This window comes from Paenibacillus lacisediminis, from assembly GCF_046567315.2.
The window spans coordinates 77,253-97,506 of the sequence record NZ_JBKIAX020000011.1 but is presented as its reverse complement, the minus strand read 5'-3'; the positions used below and the strand labels follow the sequence as shown (position 1 = coordinate 97,506).

Below are 20,254 nucleotides of genomic sequence, written 5' to 3'. Positions count from 1 at the left end.
ATTGTGATGAAAACATTCAACAGATATGCCCATTACTTGTTTACGCTTCCGGCGCTTCTGTTGTACGCCGTTTTCTTCCTTTACCCGATGGTGAACGGATTTTTGTACAGTCTGAGCGATTGGGACGGGCTGAGCAAGACGAGTCATTTCATTGGGGTGGACAACTATGTACGGCTGGTTCAGGACGACCGGATCCGTAACAGCCTGGGTTTTACCTTTAAATATGCACTTGGCTTGATCGTCCTGACCGTGGTGCTTGCCGTAGTGATCGCTTTGCTGCTCAATCGCGTTCGCCGCTTCCAATCATTTTACCGGACGACGTATTTCTTTCCGGCCGTACTCAGCATGATTACCGTCGGTTTGATTTTCAACCAGCTGTTCTCCCAGGCCCTTCCGGCTTTTGGCAAAGCCGTCGGCTCGGATATGCTGTCGCGGAATTTGCTGTCCAATCCGGATTTGGCCTTCTTCGGCCTGTTGTTCGTCAGCCTGTGGCAAGGCTTGGCCATTCCGACGCTGCTGTTTCTGGCGGCTCTGCAGAGCGTGCCCAAGGATTTGCTCGAAGCGGCCAGCCTGGACGGCGCCACCCCTTGGCAGCGGTTCCGCTCCGTTGTCATTCCGTTTCTGATCCCGACCTTAAATATCGTCGTGATCCTCTCGGCCAAAAGCGGGCTCACCGCGTTTGATTACATTATGGCGATGACAGGAGGAGGACCGGGCAGAACGACGGAGAGCGTAGGATTGCTCGTCTACAATTTTGCCTTTCAGGAATTTAAATTCAGTTATGCGAGCTCGCTGGCGATCGTCTTGTTTGCTATCATTGCCATCGTATCGATCGTACAGATCCGCTCTATGAGCAGGCTGGAGGTGAATGCATGATGAACGGCAGCAGTGAAAAGCGATTGTCCACGGTCAGCTATGTTTTGTTGTCCGCCGGCCTGGTTGTCATTTTTCTGCCCCTCTATTTGACGGTGATCACGGCATTCAAAACAAGCAAGGAAAGCGCCAGAAACTTTTTTGCTTTCCCATCGGAGCTGTATTTGGGCAATTTCCAGGAAGTGCTGTTCAACAACGATTTCTTTCAATTTTTCTCCAACTCCGTTTTGATTACGGTGGTTTCGATCTTGTTGATCCTGCTGGTTGTGCCGCTTACGGCCTACGCCATCAGCCGCAATATGAACAAATGGTATTTCAAAACGTTGTACATCCTGTTTATTATGGGAATTATCATTCCTTTCCAGGTGATCATGCTGCCCGTGACCAGACTGATGACGGAGCTTGACCTGCTGAACCGTTTCGGGCTGATTTTGCTTTATGTGACTTATGCGCTAACGCAAGGCGTATTCTTATATGTAGGCTACATTCGCACGACGATTCCGAAAGAATTGGAAGAGGCGGCGGAGGTGGACGGCTGCTCCAAATTCAGAACGTACCGCTCGGTCATTTTTCCGCTGCTGGCTCCTTTGACCGCCACGGTGATTATCGTCAATTCCTTCTGGATCTGGAACGACTTCCTGCTGCCGCTGCTGATTTTGAACAAATCGGAAACGTTTTGGACGCTTCCGTTATTCCAATATAACTTCAAATCGCAATATTCGTTTAATTACAATCTGGCCTTTGCATCGTTCGTCATGACGGTGATCCCGATCATGCTGGTGTACGTCTTTTTCCAAAAGCAAATTATCGCCGGTTTAACGGGCGGGGCTGTTAAAAGCTAATAACGGGGTGATACGGATGACATTTCCTAAAGACTACATGGAAAAATTGTATGGAGGCTGGTTAGGCAAGGTGATCGGTGTGGTGCATGGCGCCAATATCGAGGGCTGGTCCTACGAACGGATCGCGCAAACCTTTGGGGAAATTACGGACTATCCTTATTTGTTCAAGCATTTTGCAGCGGATGATGATATCAATGGCCCGGTATTTTTTATGCGGGCGTTGGCCGACTTTGATCCGAACCGGCTAACGGAGCGGGAAATGGCCCATACGCTGCGGAACTACGCGGGGGAAGGGCACGGCTTCTTCTGGTGGGGAGGCTACGGCGTTTCGACCGAGCATACGGCTTACCTGAATTTGAAAAACGGCGTTTCTGCTCCGCTGTCCGGTTCCATTGAGCAGAACGGCAAAACGGCGGCCGAGCAGATCGGCGGGCAGATTTTCTCGGACTGCTGGGGGCTGGTATGCCCGGGCGATCCGTTCAAAGCGGCGGAGCTTGCGGGGATGATGTCGAGCGTGACGCACGGCGGGGACGGCATCCGCGGCGGACGTTTTATTGCCGCCTGCATCGCTTCCGCGTTTGTGAAGGGTAAGGTGGAGGATATCCTTGCGGACGGGTTGTCCGTCATTGAGGAAACCAGCGATTACGCGCGGATGGCGCGGGATGTCATGGCCTTTCACCTTGAGCATCCAGAGGACTGGCGTGAAGCGTTTGCTTATGTTCAGGAAAAATACGGGTACCAGCATTATGAAGGGGTCTGCCATATTATTCCTAACGCGGCCGTAATCGTGTTATCCTTATTGTACGGGCAGGGCGACTTCAGCCGGACGATCAATATCTGCAATATGTGCGGGTGGGATACGGACTGCAATGTAGGGAATGTGGGAACGATTCTTGGCGTTCTGAACGGTCCCGGCGGAATCGAGGCAAAGTGGAAAGACCCGATCAACGATTTCGTCTGCTGCTCCGGCATTTTGGGCAGCTTGAATTTGCAGACGATCCCGCAAATCACCGCCGATACGGCCAAGTTGGCCAGCAAGTTAAATGGGGAGCCGATCCCGGAATGGGAGGAGATTTTGCGGGACGACAGCGCCCATTATCTGCATTTCGAATTGCCCGGCTCCACGCATGCGCTGGAATGGAAATACCGCGGGAATGAGCGGATTCTGCTCACCAATACGGACTGCGAGGCTTACAAAGGACGGCGATCCTTGCAGCTTACGGCGCCTTCCGTGTTTACCGGAACGACTTTCGACGTGTTTTTCCTGACGTACGGCTCACCGGGCGATTTCGACGACAGCCGCTACGATCCGGACATCTCACCGACCGTATATCCCGGACAGACCGTGGAAGCGTGGCTCAAGCTCGACGAGACGGTAGGCACCGGACTCCATGTGCGCTTGTTTGCGGAGGATGTCTTCACCGGACACCGTCTGTACAGCGCCCCGCTCGTTTTGAATGGAGAATGGCAGCGGGTCGGCTACCAAATTCCGTATGCCGAGAACGCGGCGATTGGCAAGGTCGGTATGGAGTACACGGTGAGCGGGGATTCCAGCCTGCGGGAGAAGTCTTTTTCCCTGAAATGGTTCCTGGACGAGTTCAAAGTGCACGGCGCTGCGGATTATGCCGTCGATTTTGCCTCCCAGCGCATGGAGAAATGGAACGCCCTGCACCAGACGGTGTCGCAGATGACCTACCTGCGGGGGATATGGAGATTGGAGGAAGGCCGGCTGGCCGGCGGCCACGGATTCGAACCGGCCGAATGCTATACAGGTTCGCATTTGTGGGACGATTACCGGTTCCGGGTCAAGCTGAAACCGCTCAAAGGCGAGCAGCATTCCATCCTGTTCCGCGTGCAGGGAGCGATGCGGGGGTACGTTGTCGGACTGGCTCCAGGGCAAACGATTGCTTTGTACAAAAATTTCGAAGGCTACCGCACGCTGCAATCCCAAGCGTTCCCTTGGAAGCATGGATTGGAATATGAACTGGAAGTCAGCGTACAGGGCTCCCTGATCGAGGTTTCAGTCGACGGAAGCCCGGCGATTCAGTATCGCGATGAAGACACGCCTTATTTGCGCGGCGCCATCGGCTTCGGTAATGACGGCGGCAGCCGTACGGCCTATTCATCCTATCAAGTAAAGCCTTTACTGTAAATTTGCTGTAAATATATATAGAAACTATGTGGTGGTGTTGAAACTTGGCGACGATCAAAGATGTGGCGGAACTGGCGGGAGTATCAATTGCGACGGTATCCCGCATGATCAATCAAAATGGATATGTCAGCAAGCAGGCGGAACAGCGGATAATGGATGCCATGGAGCAGTTGGGGTACGAGCCGCTGATATTCCGCCGGTTGGCGGATCACAGCATGCCTACGATCGCTCTAATTTTGCCTGATATTACAAACCCGTTTTTTTCCGAACTGGCCCGGGCCGTGGAGGATATTTGCCAGCAGCGGGGTTATACCGTGTTCTTCTGCAATTCCGACAACCGTGACTTTAAGGAAAAAAGCTATCTGGAGGCGCTGCGCAAGCGGCGCATCGACGGGATCATCTATGCCTCCAACTATCTGACGCAGGAGGAACTGAACAAGCTTCGCCGGGACAATATTCCCGTGGTGGTGCTGGACCGTTCGTCCGATACGGGAAAATGCACGTTAATCCGCTGCAACAACTACGAGGGAGCCCAGCTTGCCGTAAAGCATCTGCTTGACATAGGCTGCAAAAAGATCGCACACATCTATGGTCCACAGGAAATCGTCACCGCCCAGGAACGGCTAAACGGTTACGAAGACTATGTTAAATCTTTTTCTTGGTACACCCCTTCATTAATGGCGCCCGGCCACTTTCAACTGGAAGGCGGGATGCAGGCGGTCGAAACGCTGCTGCTGCGGCATCCCGACATTGACGGCATTTTTGCCGGCAACGATTTTATGGCGATCGGCGCGCTTAAGGCGCTTCACCGGAAGGGCGTGAAGGTGCCGGAGGACATCGCCGTATGCGGGTTCGACGGCATTAAGCTGGCCGAAATCATCGAACCCGAACTGACGACCGTCGCCCAGCCCATTTACGAAATGGGAGAAAAGGCGGCGCGCACGCTGGTACAACAGATCGAAGCCCGGGATGCGAAATTCGACTCCGAGGTCATCGAGATCAACGTGTCATTAATCATCAGGGATTCAACGCGAAGGGATAGTGAGTAGCAATGGCAGGCATGCAAAATCCTAATATTGTCGTGATCGGCAGTATGAATATGGATATTGTCATAGAGACCCCGGTTCTTCCCGAAAAAGGAGAGACGATCATGGGGGCCGGGGTCAAGCTTTTGCCCGGAGGAAAAGGGGCGAACCAGGCCGTGGCGGCTTCCCGGCTTGGCATGGAAACTTCTTTTATCGGTGCGGTGGGAAAAGATCGCTTTGGCGAGCAGATGCTCCAGGAACTAAAACGGCATTCCATTGTTCAGGCGCTGAACGTGATGCCGGAGGAGAAGACGGGAATCGCCTCGATCTGGGTCCACGACCGGGACAATCGGATTGTGGTCGTACCCGGGGCGAACGGAAAAATCACCTGGTCCGATATTGCGCAGCGCAAGTCGCATATCGACCGGGCGGATGTTGTCCTGCTGCAACTGGAGATTCCGCTGGACACGGTGGTGGCGTGCATTAAATACGCGCATGGGATGGGCAAAAAAATCATCCTGAATCCGGCTCCGGCCCAGCCATTGCCGGAAGAAATTTACCCGATGCTGCACTCGTTAACGCCAAATCGCCAGGAGTTGTCCATTTTGGCGGGAATGCCGGAGATTTTGAAAGAAAACGATTTCTATGCGCTTTATGCCGCCATGCGGAGGATGATCGATAAAGGTCTTCCCTCCATTATGGTTACGCTTGGGGCGGATGGCGTGGTGCACATGAATGCGTCCGGCCATACGTTCCATATCCCCGGCAGGAAGATGGAGGTCTCGGACACGACGGGAGCCGGGGATTGCTTTAACGCGGCGCTTGCGGTGTCCATCGCCAAAGGCTTAGGCATCAAGGAGGCGGCTGAATATGCGGTCGCCGCATCGGCGCTGGCGGTCACCAAATTCGGAGCCCAAAACGGGATGCCCGAAGCTTCGGAGGTCGACCTGTTCCTCGCAAGCGCGTTCTGAATATTGGATGAAGATGTTATGGGGGAAACCGAAATGCGAAAAATATGGTGGAAAGAAGCGGTCGCTTATCAAATTTACCCGCGAAGCTTTATGGATTCGAATGGAGATGGCGTCGGGGACATTCCCGGCATCATCTCCAAGCTGGATTACTTGCAAGAGCTGGGGATTGACGTCATCTGGATTTGTCCGATCTATAAATCGCCCAATGACGATAACGGTTATGATATCAGCAATTATCAGGACATAATGGACGAATTCGGCACGATGGAAGATTTTGACCGGCTGTTGTCCGGCATCCATGAGCGCGGTATGAAAGTTATTATGGACCTGGTGCTGAACCATACCTCGGACGAGCATCCGTGGTTTATCGAATCCCGTTCTTCCCGGGACAACCCGAAGCGCGATTATTATATTTGGCGGGACGGCAAGGACGGGGCCGAGCCGAACAACTGGGAATCGATGTTTAACGGTTCGGCTTGGGAATACGATGAGACGACCGGACAATATTTCCTGCATCTGTATTCGCGGCGACAGCCGGATCTGAACATGGAAAATCCCCAAGTCCGCCAGGAGTTGGTCAACATGATCCGCTGGTGGCTGGACAAGGGCATCGATGGGTTTAGGGTCGACGCGATCACGCACATTAAGAAGCTGCCGGGGCTGCCGGATATGCCCAACCCGCACAAGCTGCGGTATGTGGATGCCATGGACGGGCACCGCAATGTGGAAGGAATCCATGATTTCCTGCAGTTGTTCAAGCGCGAAGCTTTTGCCGACTACGATATTATGACGGTGGGGGAAGCTAGCGGCGCGCCGATTTCCGAAGCCGACCGCTGGATCGGCGAAGAGAACGGGGCATTCAACATGATCTTCCAGTTTGAACACGTCAATCTCGATTTCGGTCCGGAAGGCCGCTGGGATTTCGGGCCTTGGGAGATGGCAAAGCTGAAGGCGATCATGAAGAAGTGGCAGACAGGGCTGGAGGGCATCGGATGGAACGCGCTCTACCTGGAAAATCACGATCAGCCGCGTTCCGTCTCCCGTTTTGGCGATCCCGAGAACTACCCGAAGGAATCCGCCAAGATGCTGGCTACCTTTTTTATGCTGATGCAAGGCACGCCGTTTATTTATCAAGGACAGGAAATCGGCATGACCAACGTCGTGTTTAAGGAACTGACCGATTACCGCGATGTGGAAATCTACAACTTCTACCGCGAACGCTTGATGGACGGTAAAGACGTCGAGGAAACGATGCGCAGGATCGCTTTCCGGGCCCGCGACAACGCCCGCACGCCGATGCAATGGGATGATTCACTGTTTGGCGGGTTTACAACCGGCGTGCCTTGGATCAACATTAACCCCAATTACCACGAAATCAACGTAAAACGGCAGCTTCAGGAAGCGGACTCGGTCCTGAATTATTACAAAGCGCTGATTCGCCTGCGTAAGGACAACGAGGCGCTGATCTACGGAAGATACGACTGTTGGCTGGAGGAGCACCCGGAAATCTTCGTCTATTCGCGCACGTTTGAAGGACAGACATTCCTGATCGTGCTGAACTTCTACGGCAATGCTCCGGAATATACCGTTCCACCGGAGTTTGCAGGTTTTAAACGGGATGCTGTGCTCTCCAATTACCCGGACCGTACGGACCGGAAGCAGAGCAGCTTCACGATGCGTCCTTATGAAGCGGTTGTGTTTCAACTGGAGCGATAGTTAAACTAGCTCCCATTTAGGAGGGATTGCGAGTGATGGAGAAGATGATGAATGCTGCCGTGCTGGATGCGCCGTTTAAGCTGGAGGTACGGGACATTCCCGTTCCCAAGCCGGGACCGGATGAAGCTTTGATCAAGGTGCACTGTATCGGGATTTGCGGCTCGGACGTGCATTATTACGAGCATGGGCGGATCGGCCGCTATGAAGTGAAGCAGCCGCTGGTCTTGGGTCACGAGTTGGCCGGCGTGGTGGTGGAGACGGGCGAGCGGGTGACCAATGTTCGCGCGGGCGACCGGGTCGCCGTCGAGCCGGGCGTCACTTGCGGAAAATGCGCGTATTGCAAAAGCGGGCGCTACAATCTTTGCCCTGAGGTCGCGTTTATGGCCACCCCGCCGGTGGACGGGGCCTGGGCCGAATACGCGACCGTCCGCAGCGATTTTTTGTTTCCGCTGCCGGCGGAGATGTCCTTCGAGGAAGGGGCGCTGCTCGAGCCTTTGTCGGTCGGGTTCCATGCCGTAAAGCGGGGTCGGATTCAGCCATACGACCGGGTGTTGGTCCTCGGGCTAGGCCCCATCGGGCTGCTGGCGCTGGAGGCGGCTAAAATGTTCGGCGCCTCTCAGGTTTTCGGCAGCGACGTGGTGGAGTTTCGCCGTAAGCTGGCTTTGGATATGGGAGCTCAGGAGGTGTTTGATCCGTCTGCCCCGGGGGGCTTGGAGGAGCGGCTGGCGCTCTTGACCGGGGGAGAGGGCTTCGATCTGATCATCGAGACCTCCGGAAATCCCGGCGCTATCGCCGACACGATCCGGTTCGCGAAGCGCGGGGGACGGATCGTTTTGGTTGGTTTGCCGGTCAAGGATGCCGTGCCGGTCGATATCGGGGCGTTGATCGACGCCGAGCTTGATGTGTGCGGCGTTTTCCGCTACGCCAATACGTACCCGGCCGCCATCGAGATTTTAGGCCGCTCCAACCAGGATATCCGCAAGATTATTACGCACAAATTCCCGCTGAGCGACATCAAAAACGCGGTTGAACTGGCAAGGACGAACAAAGAAACCAGCGTCAAGGTGATGATTTACCCCGGCGGCGGGGAGCTTGGGGAGAACTAATATCAGTTATATGGGCACACCACAGTAGAGAGAAGACCTCTTTGCTGTGGTGTTTTTTGTCTGTTGAAAGGGGGCTCGGCCCACTGGAAATCGCCGGTTTGCAGCCGGCTGCTGCAACGATGAAGACGATCCCGCCGTTGGCTGCAGAAATGACAAAGCTGCCCGCCGTCAGCCTCTGGAACGACGATGGTGGCCCGTCGCCGGCTGTGCCGTTAAAAATAGCGGAAATTTATGTTCTTATTATCCGGAGCAGGCAAGTTGATCCAACTTAGCGGTACTTTTTGTCCTTATTTTCCTATGAATGCACCAGAACGCATGCATTTCCTTGCGACCGGGGAAAATAGCGACATAAATTTCCTCTATTTCTCTCATATGGATGGATATCGCCGGAATAACGACATTTTTTGTCCTTATGTTTTCATTAACAGGTGGACGCGAAAATTCTAACGGTTGTGAGCGCCGCTAATTGGGCAAAAACGGGGATCTGCAAGATGTAACGGTTGCGGTCGAGCTTATTCCCCGTGTTTTCTTAGGGAAAAGGGCTGTTTCGCCTAAATAAGCTCGCTCACAACCGTTAGAAAAAGAATCTCGCTTTTTTCGCCCAAATAAGCCCACAACCGTTAGCGCGACAATGTACCGATTACCGGATCGTTTCTGCCTCGACAACGGGAACCCATATTTGTTTTCCTTCCGTAATGCTTTGCAGCAGTCCATTCGACGCTCCTTCACCCGGTCCTGTAGCCCGCCCGTCGCCCGCTCCTTCACCCGCTCCTTCACCCGGACCTGCAGCCTGCCCATTACCCGTTCCATCAACCTGTCCAGCAGCCTGCCCGCCAATCTGTCCGTCTCCCGTTCCTGCGACCCGTCCATCAACCTGATCTTCAACTTGGCTCCCAATCTGTACGTCAACCCGATCCTCTACCTGTCCTTCATTTGGTCCGCTTGTTTCCCCGCCGGTTTGTCCCTTCAGCGCCGTTTCGATTTGTCCTATTAATTGCTCATCCACAGTTTGTTCGGCGTACTGCTTGAAGCGTCCCGTTACGGTTACTTTCGCTTCGTCAGCGGAAAGTGAGAAATCCCCTCTTAGCAGGATTAGGCTATTGCTGCCCATGCAGAGCGCTTCTCCCGCTTCGGAGCGGATGATGGTGCAGGTGAAGCGGACCAGCGAGTTGGGATACTGGATGACGCTGTCGGCGGAAATGTCCAGGATATCCTGCATAATGCCCGCGAACTGATAAATATCGCCGGAACGGACGAATATCGCCGTTTGTCCTTCCCCTTCGCCAACCGGATTCACCACATGAAGCGTTCCGTCCGGCTGTATGGTCAAGCTGTCTCCCTCTATCGAGTAAAGGAGCGTAATGCTGCTCTCCCGTACTTCAAATGCGGAATAGCGGGCGTTTCTCGCCTCGGATGCCGCTTCAATGGCGATAACGGGATTACTATCCGTACTTAAATTTGGATCGAACGCAATAGTACGGATCTGCTCCTGTGCAGACAGGACTTGGTTGGACAGAATCTGGACACTTTCCTCCGCGTTCATCCGGCCAAAATAAAGCTTATTGTTCTGGTCGGTCGCCGCTACGTAAACCTTCGATCCGAAACGGTCGCGTCCGCTCACGATATGCACATAGCCGCTTCCGGCCGCCGGGGAAGGAAGCATCCGGACCGGTTCAGCCAAAGTCCAGGCCAACTCGACCGCCTTGATTTCCGCCTGCGTATCCTGATAGTGGCCGATGGCCGTGTAAAGATCGATCGCCTCCTGATAATCGCCGTTTGCCGCATTTTTCCCGGCACGTTGCATCAACTCGTCAATTCGGCTTTTAGTCAAGGACAGTACCTTGGATTCCGGATCGGCAGAGTTAGCGAATGTAGCGTATTGCCTAGCGTGCATGGCGAAAGCGGCGTAGTCATCGTTGGCCCAGTCACTTTGCAATAGTGTTTCCATCAAGTGATCTGCATTGGAAATGATCCATGGGGCTTCCAGGTTATTTGACTGATATTCCGCCAGCATGGAGGAAGCATCGCTCAGCATGGATTTGACGAGCCCTTTAGCAGCCATGCGTGTCAGCTTGGTTTCGTCATATTTTTGGAAAGCTGTCAGTAACTCATCAAGCCATTCCTGCTCCGTACCGAACAGGCCGCCGGGAATTCGCAGCAGATTCCGCTTAAAAGATTCATCATCATAGCTCGCACCGGCCAGATTTTGTTCCATTTGCTGCAGAAACAGCGTTTTAAATTTTTGAAAATAACCGGTGAAGTTCTGCGGAATGCCGTAATGCTCGGACACTTGGCGGTAATAGCCGCTGTTAGGCCCTTCCGGCGTCATATAACGACTCCGCACCTGTTGAAGTTTGGTGTATGCCTTCATAAGAAGTTCGAAATCACGCTCGTGATCCGCACGGGAAGCCTGATCGGCAATGTTCCCCAAATCGTTTTTCATGGCAGTAATGGGAGCAAGCTCCTTCAGCCGGGAGGAAATAAGCTCCTCCTTATAGCGTATGCTCCTGTTAACCTGGGCCTTTTGGTACCAGTCCTCGGCTTCTACAAGTTGCCTCTCCTGGAACAAGCGTTCCGCCGTTTGAATGGCGGCAAGCTTCTGAGAGATCCCGATGCCCTTGTGGATCAGCAAAGGAATCATCATTAAACACAACAGAATGAGCAGATGATGCAGGGTTATCCATCTTTTAACCGTCATAGGCGGCAGACCTCGGCTTTATTTGTTGAAAGTCGGCATCCCACTGGTATTTCTCCTGATGAATTCGGGCGGTCTCGGCCATAAGCTCTCCCCAATCCTGATCGGGCGAATCGGCAATCATCCGGAATAATCGGAGGAAACGGTCCTTGGGAAGCTTGCGAGCATAACGGGCGATGAAGTCCGAATAGGTTAGAACGTAGCGTTTTAACCTAACAGCGGCTCCAGCCACCCCGGCCAGGATGTCTTCTCCGCGTTCCATTGCCAGAATTTGCTGCTCATATTTGATAACATATTGAAAAGTTTTGTCTTTAATGAGTTCGCGTTTAATTTTGGCAAGCTCGCCAATATAGGAGGCCAGATCGGGGTCGAAATCTTGCAGCAGGAGAGGCGCAAGTTCCAGCTCCATATCTTTCCTCAAGACAAATGACTGCAACAGAATCAGCTGCAGCTTGCGGATGTGATCGTTGCGGACGATAACGGCAACTTCCCGCATCATTTCGTAGGATCGGCTCTCTTCTTCATGCGTGGCGGCCGTTTCGAGATTACGGACCAGACCCGCAGCGATTTTATCGCGATCGCGCCGGAACAGCTCGCTCAGCTCGATCGAAATGCGGCTGTGGAGAGTTTTACGGTGAACCCAATAGAGCAGCCCGGACAGTAAAATCCCCGCCGCGGCCGAAATAGCCATAAGCTGAAAGGTCTGGCTGAACAGAACAGCAAGCAGCGTGAGAAATAAGCCTAGCAGCAGATCATTGTGCTGGGTGCGCCGCGCTGCCTGACGCGCCTTCTCCGCAACCGGAATAAGGCCGGATTTCCCGCAAACGATGCACTTTTCCTCATTTAGCGCGGTATAGCTCTGGCAATATTTGCAGCATCTTAACTTTTCGTAGGCATATTTCGTCTTTAATGGAGGGTGCAGAATAACCGTTTTTTTCTTGTTCATAGCTCTCTCTCTTCATCGTTAATTAATTTGAGCAGTCTTCTGTCGAGCTCCTGCGGCGCAACGATTTGCTGTCTGCGAGAGTAGTAGATATGGGACTTAATGATGACAAACAAAAACAACAAGGCAAGGCATCCGTATGTAACCATATTTCGGTTCCTTTCGTAATTAATGTTGAGGATGACGATTGTCCGGCGGATTTTGGTGCATTATGGCGGTGCGATCTTGTTTTTTCGTAACCTTTTCTTAAGGATTATCCATTATCATTAGTATAGTATATATCTGGAACTGTCTCACTTCTACGCTTTTATATCTAAAATAAAGGGGCAATATTATGCAGCATTGTTATAGACAATCCACACGTATATTAACGGTTTTGATGGTCTTTTGGTTACTGGCGTCCTATGCCGGCATCGCCATGGCCGGCACCGCGGCGGCCGCGCAAGCAGCTCAGGCCCAGCAGGCTTCTTCTATCGATGCTGTGCTCGTTGTCGATATAAGCAACTCGATGAATACGAGCGACACGAATAAAGTCGGAAATGAAGCGATGAAGATGTTTATCGACATGCTGTCCACGAAAGGCGACAAGGTAGGGATTGTGGCCTTTACGGATAAGGTTCAGCGGGAAAAGGCGCTGCTGAAGATCGGGTCTCCGGAGGATAAGCAGGATTTAAAAGACTTTATCGATGGGCTGGACCGAGGACCCTACACCGATATTGCCGTGGGCGTTCGCGAGGCGGTGAAGGTGCTGCAAAACGGAGCCGAACCGGGGCACGAGCCGATGATCGTGCTGCTGGCCGACGGCAACAACGATTTCAACAAAAGCTCGGGACGGACGCAAAGCGAGTCCGACCGGGAGCTTGGCGAGGCCGTTGATCAAGCGAAGGCGGCGGGCATTCCGATTTATACGATCGGGCTTAACGCGGACGGCAAGCTGAACAAGGCGCCGCTTGCGGATTTGGCCAATCAGACAGGGGCCAAATCGTTCTCGACCAGTTCGGCGGATGACCTTCCGCAAATCCTTAGTGAAATCTTCGCCAGTCATTTGAAGCTCAAAATCGTACCCATCCAGAGCATGACAGGCACCGGAAGCTTCCAGGACGTTACGGTGAACGTGCCTAACGCCAACGTGCTCGAGGCCAATATTTCCATTATGTCGTCCAAGCCGGTCGAGGCGGAACTGGTCAACCCTTCCGGCGATAAGGTGGCGATACCTTCGGACGACGTGATTTTGTCCAAATCGAAGAGTTATTCCCTGATTAAGCTGCTGACTCCGACCGAGGGGGACTGGAAGCTCAGAGTGAAGGGAGCGGCCAAAGACAAAATCGACATCAACCTCGTCTTTAACTACGACCTCAAGCTGGAGATGGATAAGATCGCCGCAAAAAGCTACAAGCCGGGCGATAAGGTGAACATCGGAGCGTATCTGACGAGCAATGGACAGAAGCTGCAAAATGACGAACTGTACAAGAACATGAACGCCGCGCTCATCGTAAAGGATCTGGATAGCGGCAATACGGAAGAAATCAAACTGAACAATACCGGGGACAGATTCGAAGGAACGTTCAGTTTTGCCGAAGCCCACGATTATGAATTGAAGGTTCGCGCCGAGGAAAAAAGCTTCTACCGCGAAACCGATCCGGTGTCGCTGAGCGCCAAAGATAAAGCCGGAGGAGCGACCGCGCCTACTAATCCTAATCCGGCAGCAGGAAGCGATGAGAAGCCGTTCCCTTGGCTGATCATTGTCGGGTCGGCAGTGGCTCTGGCCGTGATCGCCGCAGCCGCCTACTTTATTGCCGGCGCGGTCAAGCAAGCAAATCGCGGCTTCGTCGGCCAGATCGTCATCGAAATTCGCGACGAGAATACGAGCGAGAAATCCTTCCCGCAATATAAGAAGCTTACCGCGTTCAAGGGCAAGTTTAATCTCCATCAGCTGCTGCAGCTGGCGCCCGAACTGAAGGAAACGGAGAAAATTGTGTTCACGCCGGCCAAGGGAGACCGCATCACTCTGCGCAACGCCTCGGACGCGCGCCTCGAGAAATCCGGCCGGGCCGTGGATGCCGCAGCCGGGCTTGAGCTGAAGAGCGGCGATCGCGTATCCTTGTCACTGCAGCAGATCGACAAAACGATTTTTATCGAGTATTTAATTTAGGAGGACAAATAAATGAAGCCAATCGTTAGAGAGCATATTCAGCAATTGGACGTTTCACTTGGCGGAGGGATCGTCAGCGATAAAATTCGAGTAGATACGATTGACAATCCGATCCTCATTATCGGTCTTGGCGGAACCGGGATCGATGCCCTGCTGCGCTTGAAATATCAAATTAACCGCAGATTCAGGCTGCCGGAAGATCCGTTGTCCAAGAAAAAACGCGATAAGCCGGACAATGTGGAATTCCTCGCGTTTGAGACCAATGAGCAGGATCGCAGCAAACGGTACAAAGGCATCGGCCTCGATCCGATCAATGAATTCGTGCTGCTGTCCAACCCGGAGATCGGCGGCCTGCTGCAAAACCGCAGTATTTTGGAGCCGTACATTACGGATTGGCTGTCGCCCGAGCTTAGCATCACCGACGGCATGAACGGCGCGGCGGGGGTCCGGCAGGCCGGACGGTTGCTGCTGTTCACGAAGATCAACCAGGTCGTGCAGGCGATCGACAAGAAAATTAAAACCTTATCCGTGGGCACCAACAAGAAGCTGATGGTGTTTCTGCTTACCGGCTTGTCCGGCGGCACGGGCAGCGGCTGCTTCCTCGATATCGCTTATATCGTACGGGGCATTATCGAGCGCGATCACGGCTCCGCCGGGATTGACCGGGTGAACACCCTGGGCTATTTGTTCACACCGGATATCAATTTGTCCAACAAAAGCCTTAGCGAGCACACGCGCGAGTACATTAAGAAAAACGGCTACGCCGCGCTGAAAGAGCTTGATTACTGGATGAATGTGGATCACCGCGGCGAAAGATTCAAGCAGCAGTACGGCAATATTTTGAACGTCAACTCTCCGCTGCCTCCGTTTAACCTATGCCACTTGATCTCGGCGACCAATACGGAGGGCAAGCTGCTGGAAAACGCCTATGACTACTGTATGAACGTAACCGCCGAGAACATTACGAACTTTATGGCCAGTGAGGAAAAGCAGTCCGGCGAGGAATTCGCCATCCATGACTATATCAGCAATATCCGCACGAATATCGCGCAAATGAACAAGGCCTATCCGGCCAATTATGAATACAACATTATCGGGGCCTCCTCGGCGGTGCTGCCGATCGAAGAGATGACGACCTATTTGGCCTATCGTCTGTTCGACAAGATGGAGAAAATGTTCCATCAGGCTCCGACCCAGGAGGAAGTGGAGAAGTTTGCCCGCAAGCTGGGCGTCGATCTGGACAGCATCGTCAAAACCTTCGAAGCCCGCGTGCCCGAACCGCTTCCGGGTTACGAGAACAGCGAGCGGCTGAGCTATGCCAATGTCGTGAAGTCCCAGGTCGTGAACCTGGATACGGAGCTGGAGCAATCCTTCCTGGCCCGGGCCAGAGAAGAGTACATCAAGGTGAAAAAGCAGCTTCCGGGCGAGCTGTTGGAGCAATTCAGCGACCAGATCCGCCGGCAGTTTCTGCATCCGGAGCAGGGGCCGTTTTATGTATCCAGGCTGATTCATACGGAAAAAGGCTTCTGCCTGCTGAAGATGCTGCTCTCCTACATTGAGACGCTGCGCGAGAATCTGCTCAGGATTCCCCGCGAGATTGAAGCGGCGCAAGATCATGCCGGGGAGAAGCTGGGCGACGCCAAAAGCGCGTTCGTATCCAAGGAGAAGAAGAAAAACGCCTATATTGAAGCCAAAATCAATGAATACTGGCTCCATGCCGATATCGAGCGCACCGAGCAAATGATCGAATTTTACGAGGACCTGTACGACCTGCTGAACCGGGAAAACAACCGCATTTATAGCGTATTCACGGAAATCTTGAACGCGCTCAGCTCGATTTTCTCCAAGAACGGGGACATTTTGACGAGCGGCGAAGAGCAGGTGGATCATAAGGGCAACAAAACCTACTATTGGAACATCGTCAGCGTGCCCGATATTTCCAAAGTGGTCAGCGGCATTATGGAGCAAAAGGATGTCGACGATCTCATTCGCGATTTTGCGGCGGAATTGCTGGACAACTCGAACCAGTGGGTCAAAGAGCAGGAAATCGATATCGTCAGCTCCATTTCCGATTTCCTTTCGGAGAAATTCGGCGATCTCATTACGAAATCGATGGAAGATTTCCTGATCATCAAGTACGGACAGGATGAGCCGATCGAGAAGTTTGTCGAGCGCCATATCGCCAGCAAGCTGGATGAAGAGGCCGTTCCGGTATTCCATTTGTCGAACAGCACAGGCAATTTGCATTTTCCTTCCTGGGGGTTTGTATCCGTTCCGGTGCAGGCGCCGAGCATCCTGAAGGGGATTCGCAATTACCAGAACAATGCGATCGGCAAGTCTCATTTCACGGTGAAGGAAAGTGAAGTGAAAAACCGCATTTTCTGGCTGAACACACGCAACGGGGTGCCGCTGTTTGTCTACACGCCGCTTAAGGTTTATGAGGAAAGCTATGAACGGACGATTCTCGACAAGGAAGGCATCGGGCGCCATCTGGTGCAGACCGAAAAGAACAACTGGACCTACCTGCCGTCGCCGATTCCCGAGAAGTCCTGGGGCGAAACTTACGTCAACCCGCGCGTGAAAACCTATAATTCCCGCGTGCGTGAAGAATTTGCCAAAGCGCTGGCGTTAAGGGTTATCGTGGAAAAAGACGCGGATCAAAATACGAGCAGCCGCTATTCGGCCGTCTTTACAAAGCCGTTCTCCCTGCAGGATAAGCTGGCGGCGTACGATATGCGCCTTGATGCCGCAAAGCCGAATTTGGGCGAAGTGAAACGGGCGGCCGCCGAACTGAAACGGCTGCTTGCGGAGGGACTTCCGCAGGAGAGCGTTAAGGATATCTTCGGAAGCATCCATGAAGAGATGGCCAAGGAGAATTTGATCCGTTCGCCGCAGCTGATTGCCGGTGTGCGCCAGGAGATCGCCAAGTATGACGAAATCGCCGCGATGGCGGCGAAGCTGGATGCGGTGCTGGAGCAGCATCAGGATGAGGAGAAGTGGCTTGAGCAGTTCATTGAGGCGCTGTATACCGGCACGGTGACGAAAAAAGGCGCGCTGTATGTATACGACCGCGATCCGGAGGAAGAGGCTTGGGAGCCTTTTGCCAACCTGATGAAAAGCCAGAATTATGTGGAGTACGATGTGTTTGCTCATTTCAGAGGCCTGGATGAAAAGAGCCGCAGCGCGCTGATGCGCAAAGCGTCGCGCCGTGCCGCGGAGCTGACGGCGTCCGAGAATATCGAGCCATTGCTGCAAACACTGGATGAGCTGGCCGCACGATTCCTTGAGGGGCGGGACTCGCTGGAATATGAAAGAGCGGCGCTGGCGAACGGCGACGATATGTATCAGTTCTACAAGCAGATTGCCGCGAAGCTGAACGACATCCGCAGAAGGCTGAAATAATGGTTAGACGGAAGCTAGAGCAGTTCGCCGCCGAGTATGACCGTTCCGAAGAACGGCTTACCGGCGGCGATGACCAGAGCAGCATTCATTATCCCGCCGTGTTTCTGTTTATCGGAGACAAAAGCCGTGAGGCCATCGAGCCGATCATGCGGATGAACGAGAAGAGATGGGAAAACAGCGAGGGATTGATTTATTTGTACGCAGGCTCCGCGCAGGAGCCTGCTAATGCTCGTCTGTTGGAGTATCATTTTCCGGTGAAGGTGAAAACGGAGGCGAACTCGCATACGCTGCGCCCTGACCTGTACCGGCAGTTCTATGCGGATGCGCAGGGCTTGCTGGAGCTAAACCGAATTTTACGGCAGGCCAGCGGAGCTTTGGCGGAGTACGGAAGGCTGTATCCGTCCTTTGATCGCGTTCGTCTCTCGATCATTACGCGGGTCGACGATCCGTTTAATGTGCTGGTTCCGGAAATATCGCTGCTCGCGGAAGCGATATTCCGCCAGTCGTTCAAGGCGGTGCAACTGGATTTGTATGCCTTGATCAATGAACGGGAAGGAGCCGAAGCTTTTGGATTCAGCAGTTCGCTTGGCGTCGCTTTTTTGCGTGAGCTGAACTTGATGCAGCAGCCGGATTTCGCATTGACCGCCCCGCTTCACGTTACTGAGGATGGGCTGGCGATTCCGGTTTCGCATCCGGCTTCGCCTTTGTTTGATCTTGTCTATATTTTATCGGACCGCGACGAACGGGGAATTGCCTCAAGCCAGGGGATGCTGGGCTGCTATGAGGCGATATCCCATATTAGTTTGCTTAAGAACAGACAGTATAAGGAGCAGATGTTCCAGGCGAACAATGCGGCTTACAACAATACTTCCTTCAAAAACAACATCATGACCGAATCCGGGCGGCAGGGTTTTGTCTCGGCCGGATTGTCCAAGGTGAAGCGTCCAAACCAGTCGATCGCGCTGGCCGTGCTGTATCATTTCTACAGGGGATTGCTCACGAGAATGAAGCAGGAGCCGGCGTTACCGGCGGCGGAGAGGCTGGCCTTTTTTGGAGTGGATGCAGCGGCCCTGGATCGCGCTTCTCTGCAGTTGACGCCCTCGGAGGAACGCTTGAACGAAATGCATGGTTTGATGACGAACGATATTAGCTATGCGGCAATCCGCAAACTGTCACTGAAGGAAGCCGAGGAAGCCTTGTTCGGCGGCGGCGGGGAAGCCTTCTTCCGCAGCAACTTCCAGGAGGAAGCAGCGCGCCGCTTGCAGGAATTCCGGGCCGGCGAATGGCTCGACGCGGCGATCAAGCAGTCGCTTTCCCAGCATCCCGATGTTGAGGTCTATTCCCTGGCGGCCTGGACCGCGGATGAGGCGGACGGCGGCTCTTCGGGAATTATGGATCAGCTGAGGAACGGTCGCAGGGAAACGGAGATGCTGCTGGCATCGGCCAAAGCCGAGCTGGAGCAATTCCGCCAGGGCCGGGTGGAGGAGCAGGGCTTTCCGCGCCTGCCGATGATGGACCGGCATAATTTACGGGGCTTGATCCGCTATTTGTTTGACCAGGTTTATTCCCGAAGAAGGGATATCCTGCTGCTGGAAACGAAGCTGATGCTGATCGCCAAGTTTGAAGAAGCGATTCGGCAACTGCATGACCGGTATCGCGCCGTGATCACGCAGCTTGAAACGATGGAACAACTGCTTCGCGACACGACGCTCGGCAGTATCCAGACCGCGGATGATTATATCGGCCAGAATATTATGGAGTATTATGAGCGAGTCACCGCCGACATTATGGAGCAGTGGGAGAGCAAACGCGGGAAGCAGGCGTTTTTTGCGGACAGTACGATGGGGGATTCCCGCCGTCTGCTGGACCATGGGATCGAGGGATTGGCGGATCGGCTCATCGAAGTTTGCCGCAAGGCGATTTTAGCGTCGCCAATGTTCTCGCGCACATTTGAGGAGGAACTGCTCCAGCGCGCCAATGTGACGGTAGAATACGGCAACAGGTCCGTGCTTACCAAGGAGGAGCTGTTCAAAAAGCTGTACCGCATCTTGGAGGATAATGCCGCGATCCAGCTTCGCCTGTACGATTACACCCAGGAGCACCGCTACGAGGAAAAATACGTGTTTGGCGATTTTACGAGCGAGTTTGTGCAGCATATTTTTCAGGCGGATGAATCGTCAAGGATTTATAAGCTTGGCTGTGTGCACGAGAAGCGCAGCAGCGGCGTAGAGAAGCTGAACCTGATGGGTGGCTTCCACCCCGAAGACCTGATGTATTACGTGAATGGTAAAGTATACTATGAGACTTATCTTAAGAACGGGTACGAGTTTCACGGAATCGACCAATCCAGGCTGCCAGAGCTCTGTTGACCTCGTAA

At 53.5% G+C, this 20,254-nt stretch carries 13 protein-coding genes; 11 read left to right on the top strand and 2 right to left on the bottom strand.

Annotated elements, in window-relative coordinates; translation table 11 throughout:
• Positions 1-6 precede the first annotated feature (6 nt).
• From ACLD72_RS20850 to ACLD72_RS20815, 8 genes are read left to right on the top strand one after another with little or no spacing between them, the layout of a single operon-like run.
• Positions 7-876, top strand: coding sequence for a carbohydrate ABC transporter permease (locus tag ACLD72_RS20850; RefSeq protein ID WP_410999388.1), 870 nt, complete (start codon positions 7-9; stop codon positions 874-876).
• On the top strand, positions 873-1,715 hold the full coding sequence (locus ACLD72_RS20845; protein WP_410999390.1) for a carbohydrate ABC transporter permease: 843 nt from the start codon (positions 873-875) through the stop codon (positions 1,713-1,715). The genes ACLD72_RS20850 and ACLD72_RS20845 overlap by 4 nt, the downstream gene beginning before the upstream one ends.
• Positions 1,716-1,752: 37 nt before the next feature.
• A complete protein-coding gene (locus ACLD72_RS20840; RefSeq protein WP_458476130.1) occupies positions 1,753-3,867 on the top strand; it encodes an ADP-ribosylglycohydrolase family protein in 2,115 nt (704 codons plus the stop codon).
• A 44-nt stretch (positions 3,868-3,911) separates the two neighbouring features.
• Positions 3,912-4,916 (top strand): LacI family DNA-binding transcriptional regulator, encoded by a 1,005-nt coding sequence (locus tag ACLD72_RS20835; RefSeq protein ID WP_410999394.1) that lies wholly within the window; start codon positions 3,912-3,914, stop codon positions 4,914-4,916.
• Between the two features lie 11 nt (positions 4,917-4,927).
• On the top strand, positions 4,928-5,863 hold the full coding sequence (gene rbsK / locus ACLD72_RS20830; protein WP_458476129.1) for a ribokinase: 936 nt from the start codon (positions 4,928-4,930) through the stop codon (positions 5,861-5,863).
• A 33-nt stretch (positions 5,864-5,896) separates the two neighbouring features.
• Complete coding sequence (locus ACLD72_RS20825; protein WP_410999398.1) at positions 5,897-7,579, top strand: glycoside hydrolase family 13 protein; 1,683 nt, start codon at positions 5,897-5,899, stop codon at positions 7,577-7,579.
• A gap of 35 nt (positions 7,580-7,614) precedes the next feature.
• Positions 7,615-8,685, top strand: coding sequence for an NAD(P)-dependent alcohol dehydrogenase (locus tag ACLD72_RS20820; RefSeq protein WP_410999400.1), 1,071 nt, complete (start codon positions 7,615-7,617; stop codon positions 8,683-8,685).
• A gap of 56 nt (positions 8,686-8,741) precedes the next feature.
• The gene (locus ACLD72_RS20815; RefSeq protein ID WP_458476128.1) at positions 8,742-8,957 is read left to right on the top strand and encodes a hypothetical protein; all 216 of its coding nucleotides are present in this window, start codon (positions 8,742-8,744) and stop codon (positions 8,955-8,957) included.
• A 368-nt stretch (positions 8,958-9,325) separates the two neighbouring features.
• Here the strand turns inward: ACLD72_RS20815 and ACLD72_RS20810 are convergent, their stop codons facing one another.
• Both ACLD72_RS20810 and ACLD72_RS20805 read right to left on the bottom strand, forming a co-directional pair.
• Positions 9,326-11,383 (bottom strand): hypothetical protein, encoded by a 2,058-nt coding sequence (locus ACLD72_RS20810; protein WP_410999403.1) that lies wholly within the window; start codon positions 11,381-11,383, stop codon positions 9,326-9,328.
• Entirely contained in the window at positions 11,373-12,326 is a 954-nt protein-coding gene (locus ACLD72_RS20805; RefSeq protein ID WP_410999404.1) for a hypothetical protein, read from the bottom strand. The genes ACLD72_RS20810 and ACLD72_RS20805 overlap by 11 nt, the downstream gene beginning before the upstream one ends.
• A 376-nt stretch (positions 12,327-12,702) precedes the next feature.
• On the opposite strand from ACLD72_RS20805, the gene ACLD72_RS20800 reads away from it, so the two are divergent.
• Genes ACLD72_RS20800 through ACLD72_RS20790 form a run of 3 tightly spaced genes read left to right on the top strand, consistent with a single transcriptional unit; the run spans position 12,703 to position 20,246 of the window.
• Positions 12,703-14,475 carry a vWA domain-containing protein gene (locus ACLD72_RS20800; protein ID WP_458476127.1) on the top strand — a complete coding sequence of 591 codons (1,773 nt, stop codon included), beginning with the start codon at positions 12,703-12,705 and terminating at the stop codon, positions 14,473-14,475.
• A 12-nt stretch (positions 14,476-14,487) separates the two neighbouring features.
• Complete coding sequence (locus tag ACLD72_RS20795) at positions 14,488-17,877, top strand: tubulin-like doman-containing protein (protein WP_410999408.1); 3,390 nt, start codon at positions 14,488-14,490, stop codon at positions 17,875-17,877.
• On the top strand, positions 17,877-20,246 hold the full coding sequence (locus ACLD72_RS20790; RefSeq protein ID WP_410999410.1) for a transcription initiation factor TFIID: 2,370 nt from the start codon (positions 17,877-17,879) through the stop codon (positions 20,244-20,246). Before ACLD72_RS20795 ends, ACLD72_RS20790 begins: the two co-directional genes overlap by 1 nt.
• Positions 20,247-20,254 lie beyond the last annotated feature (8 nt).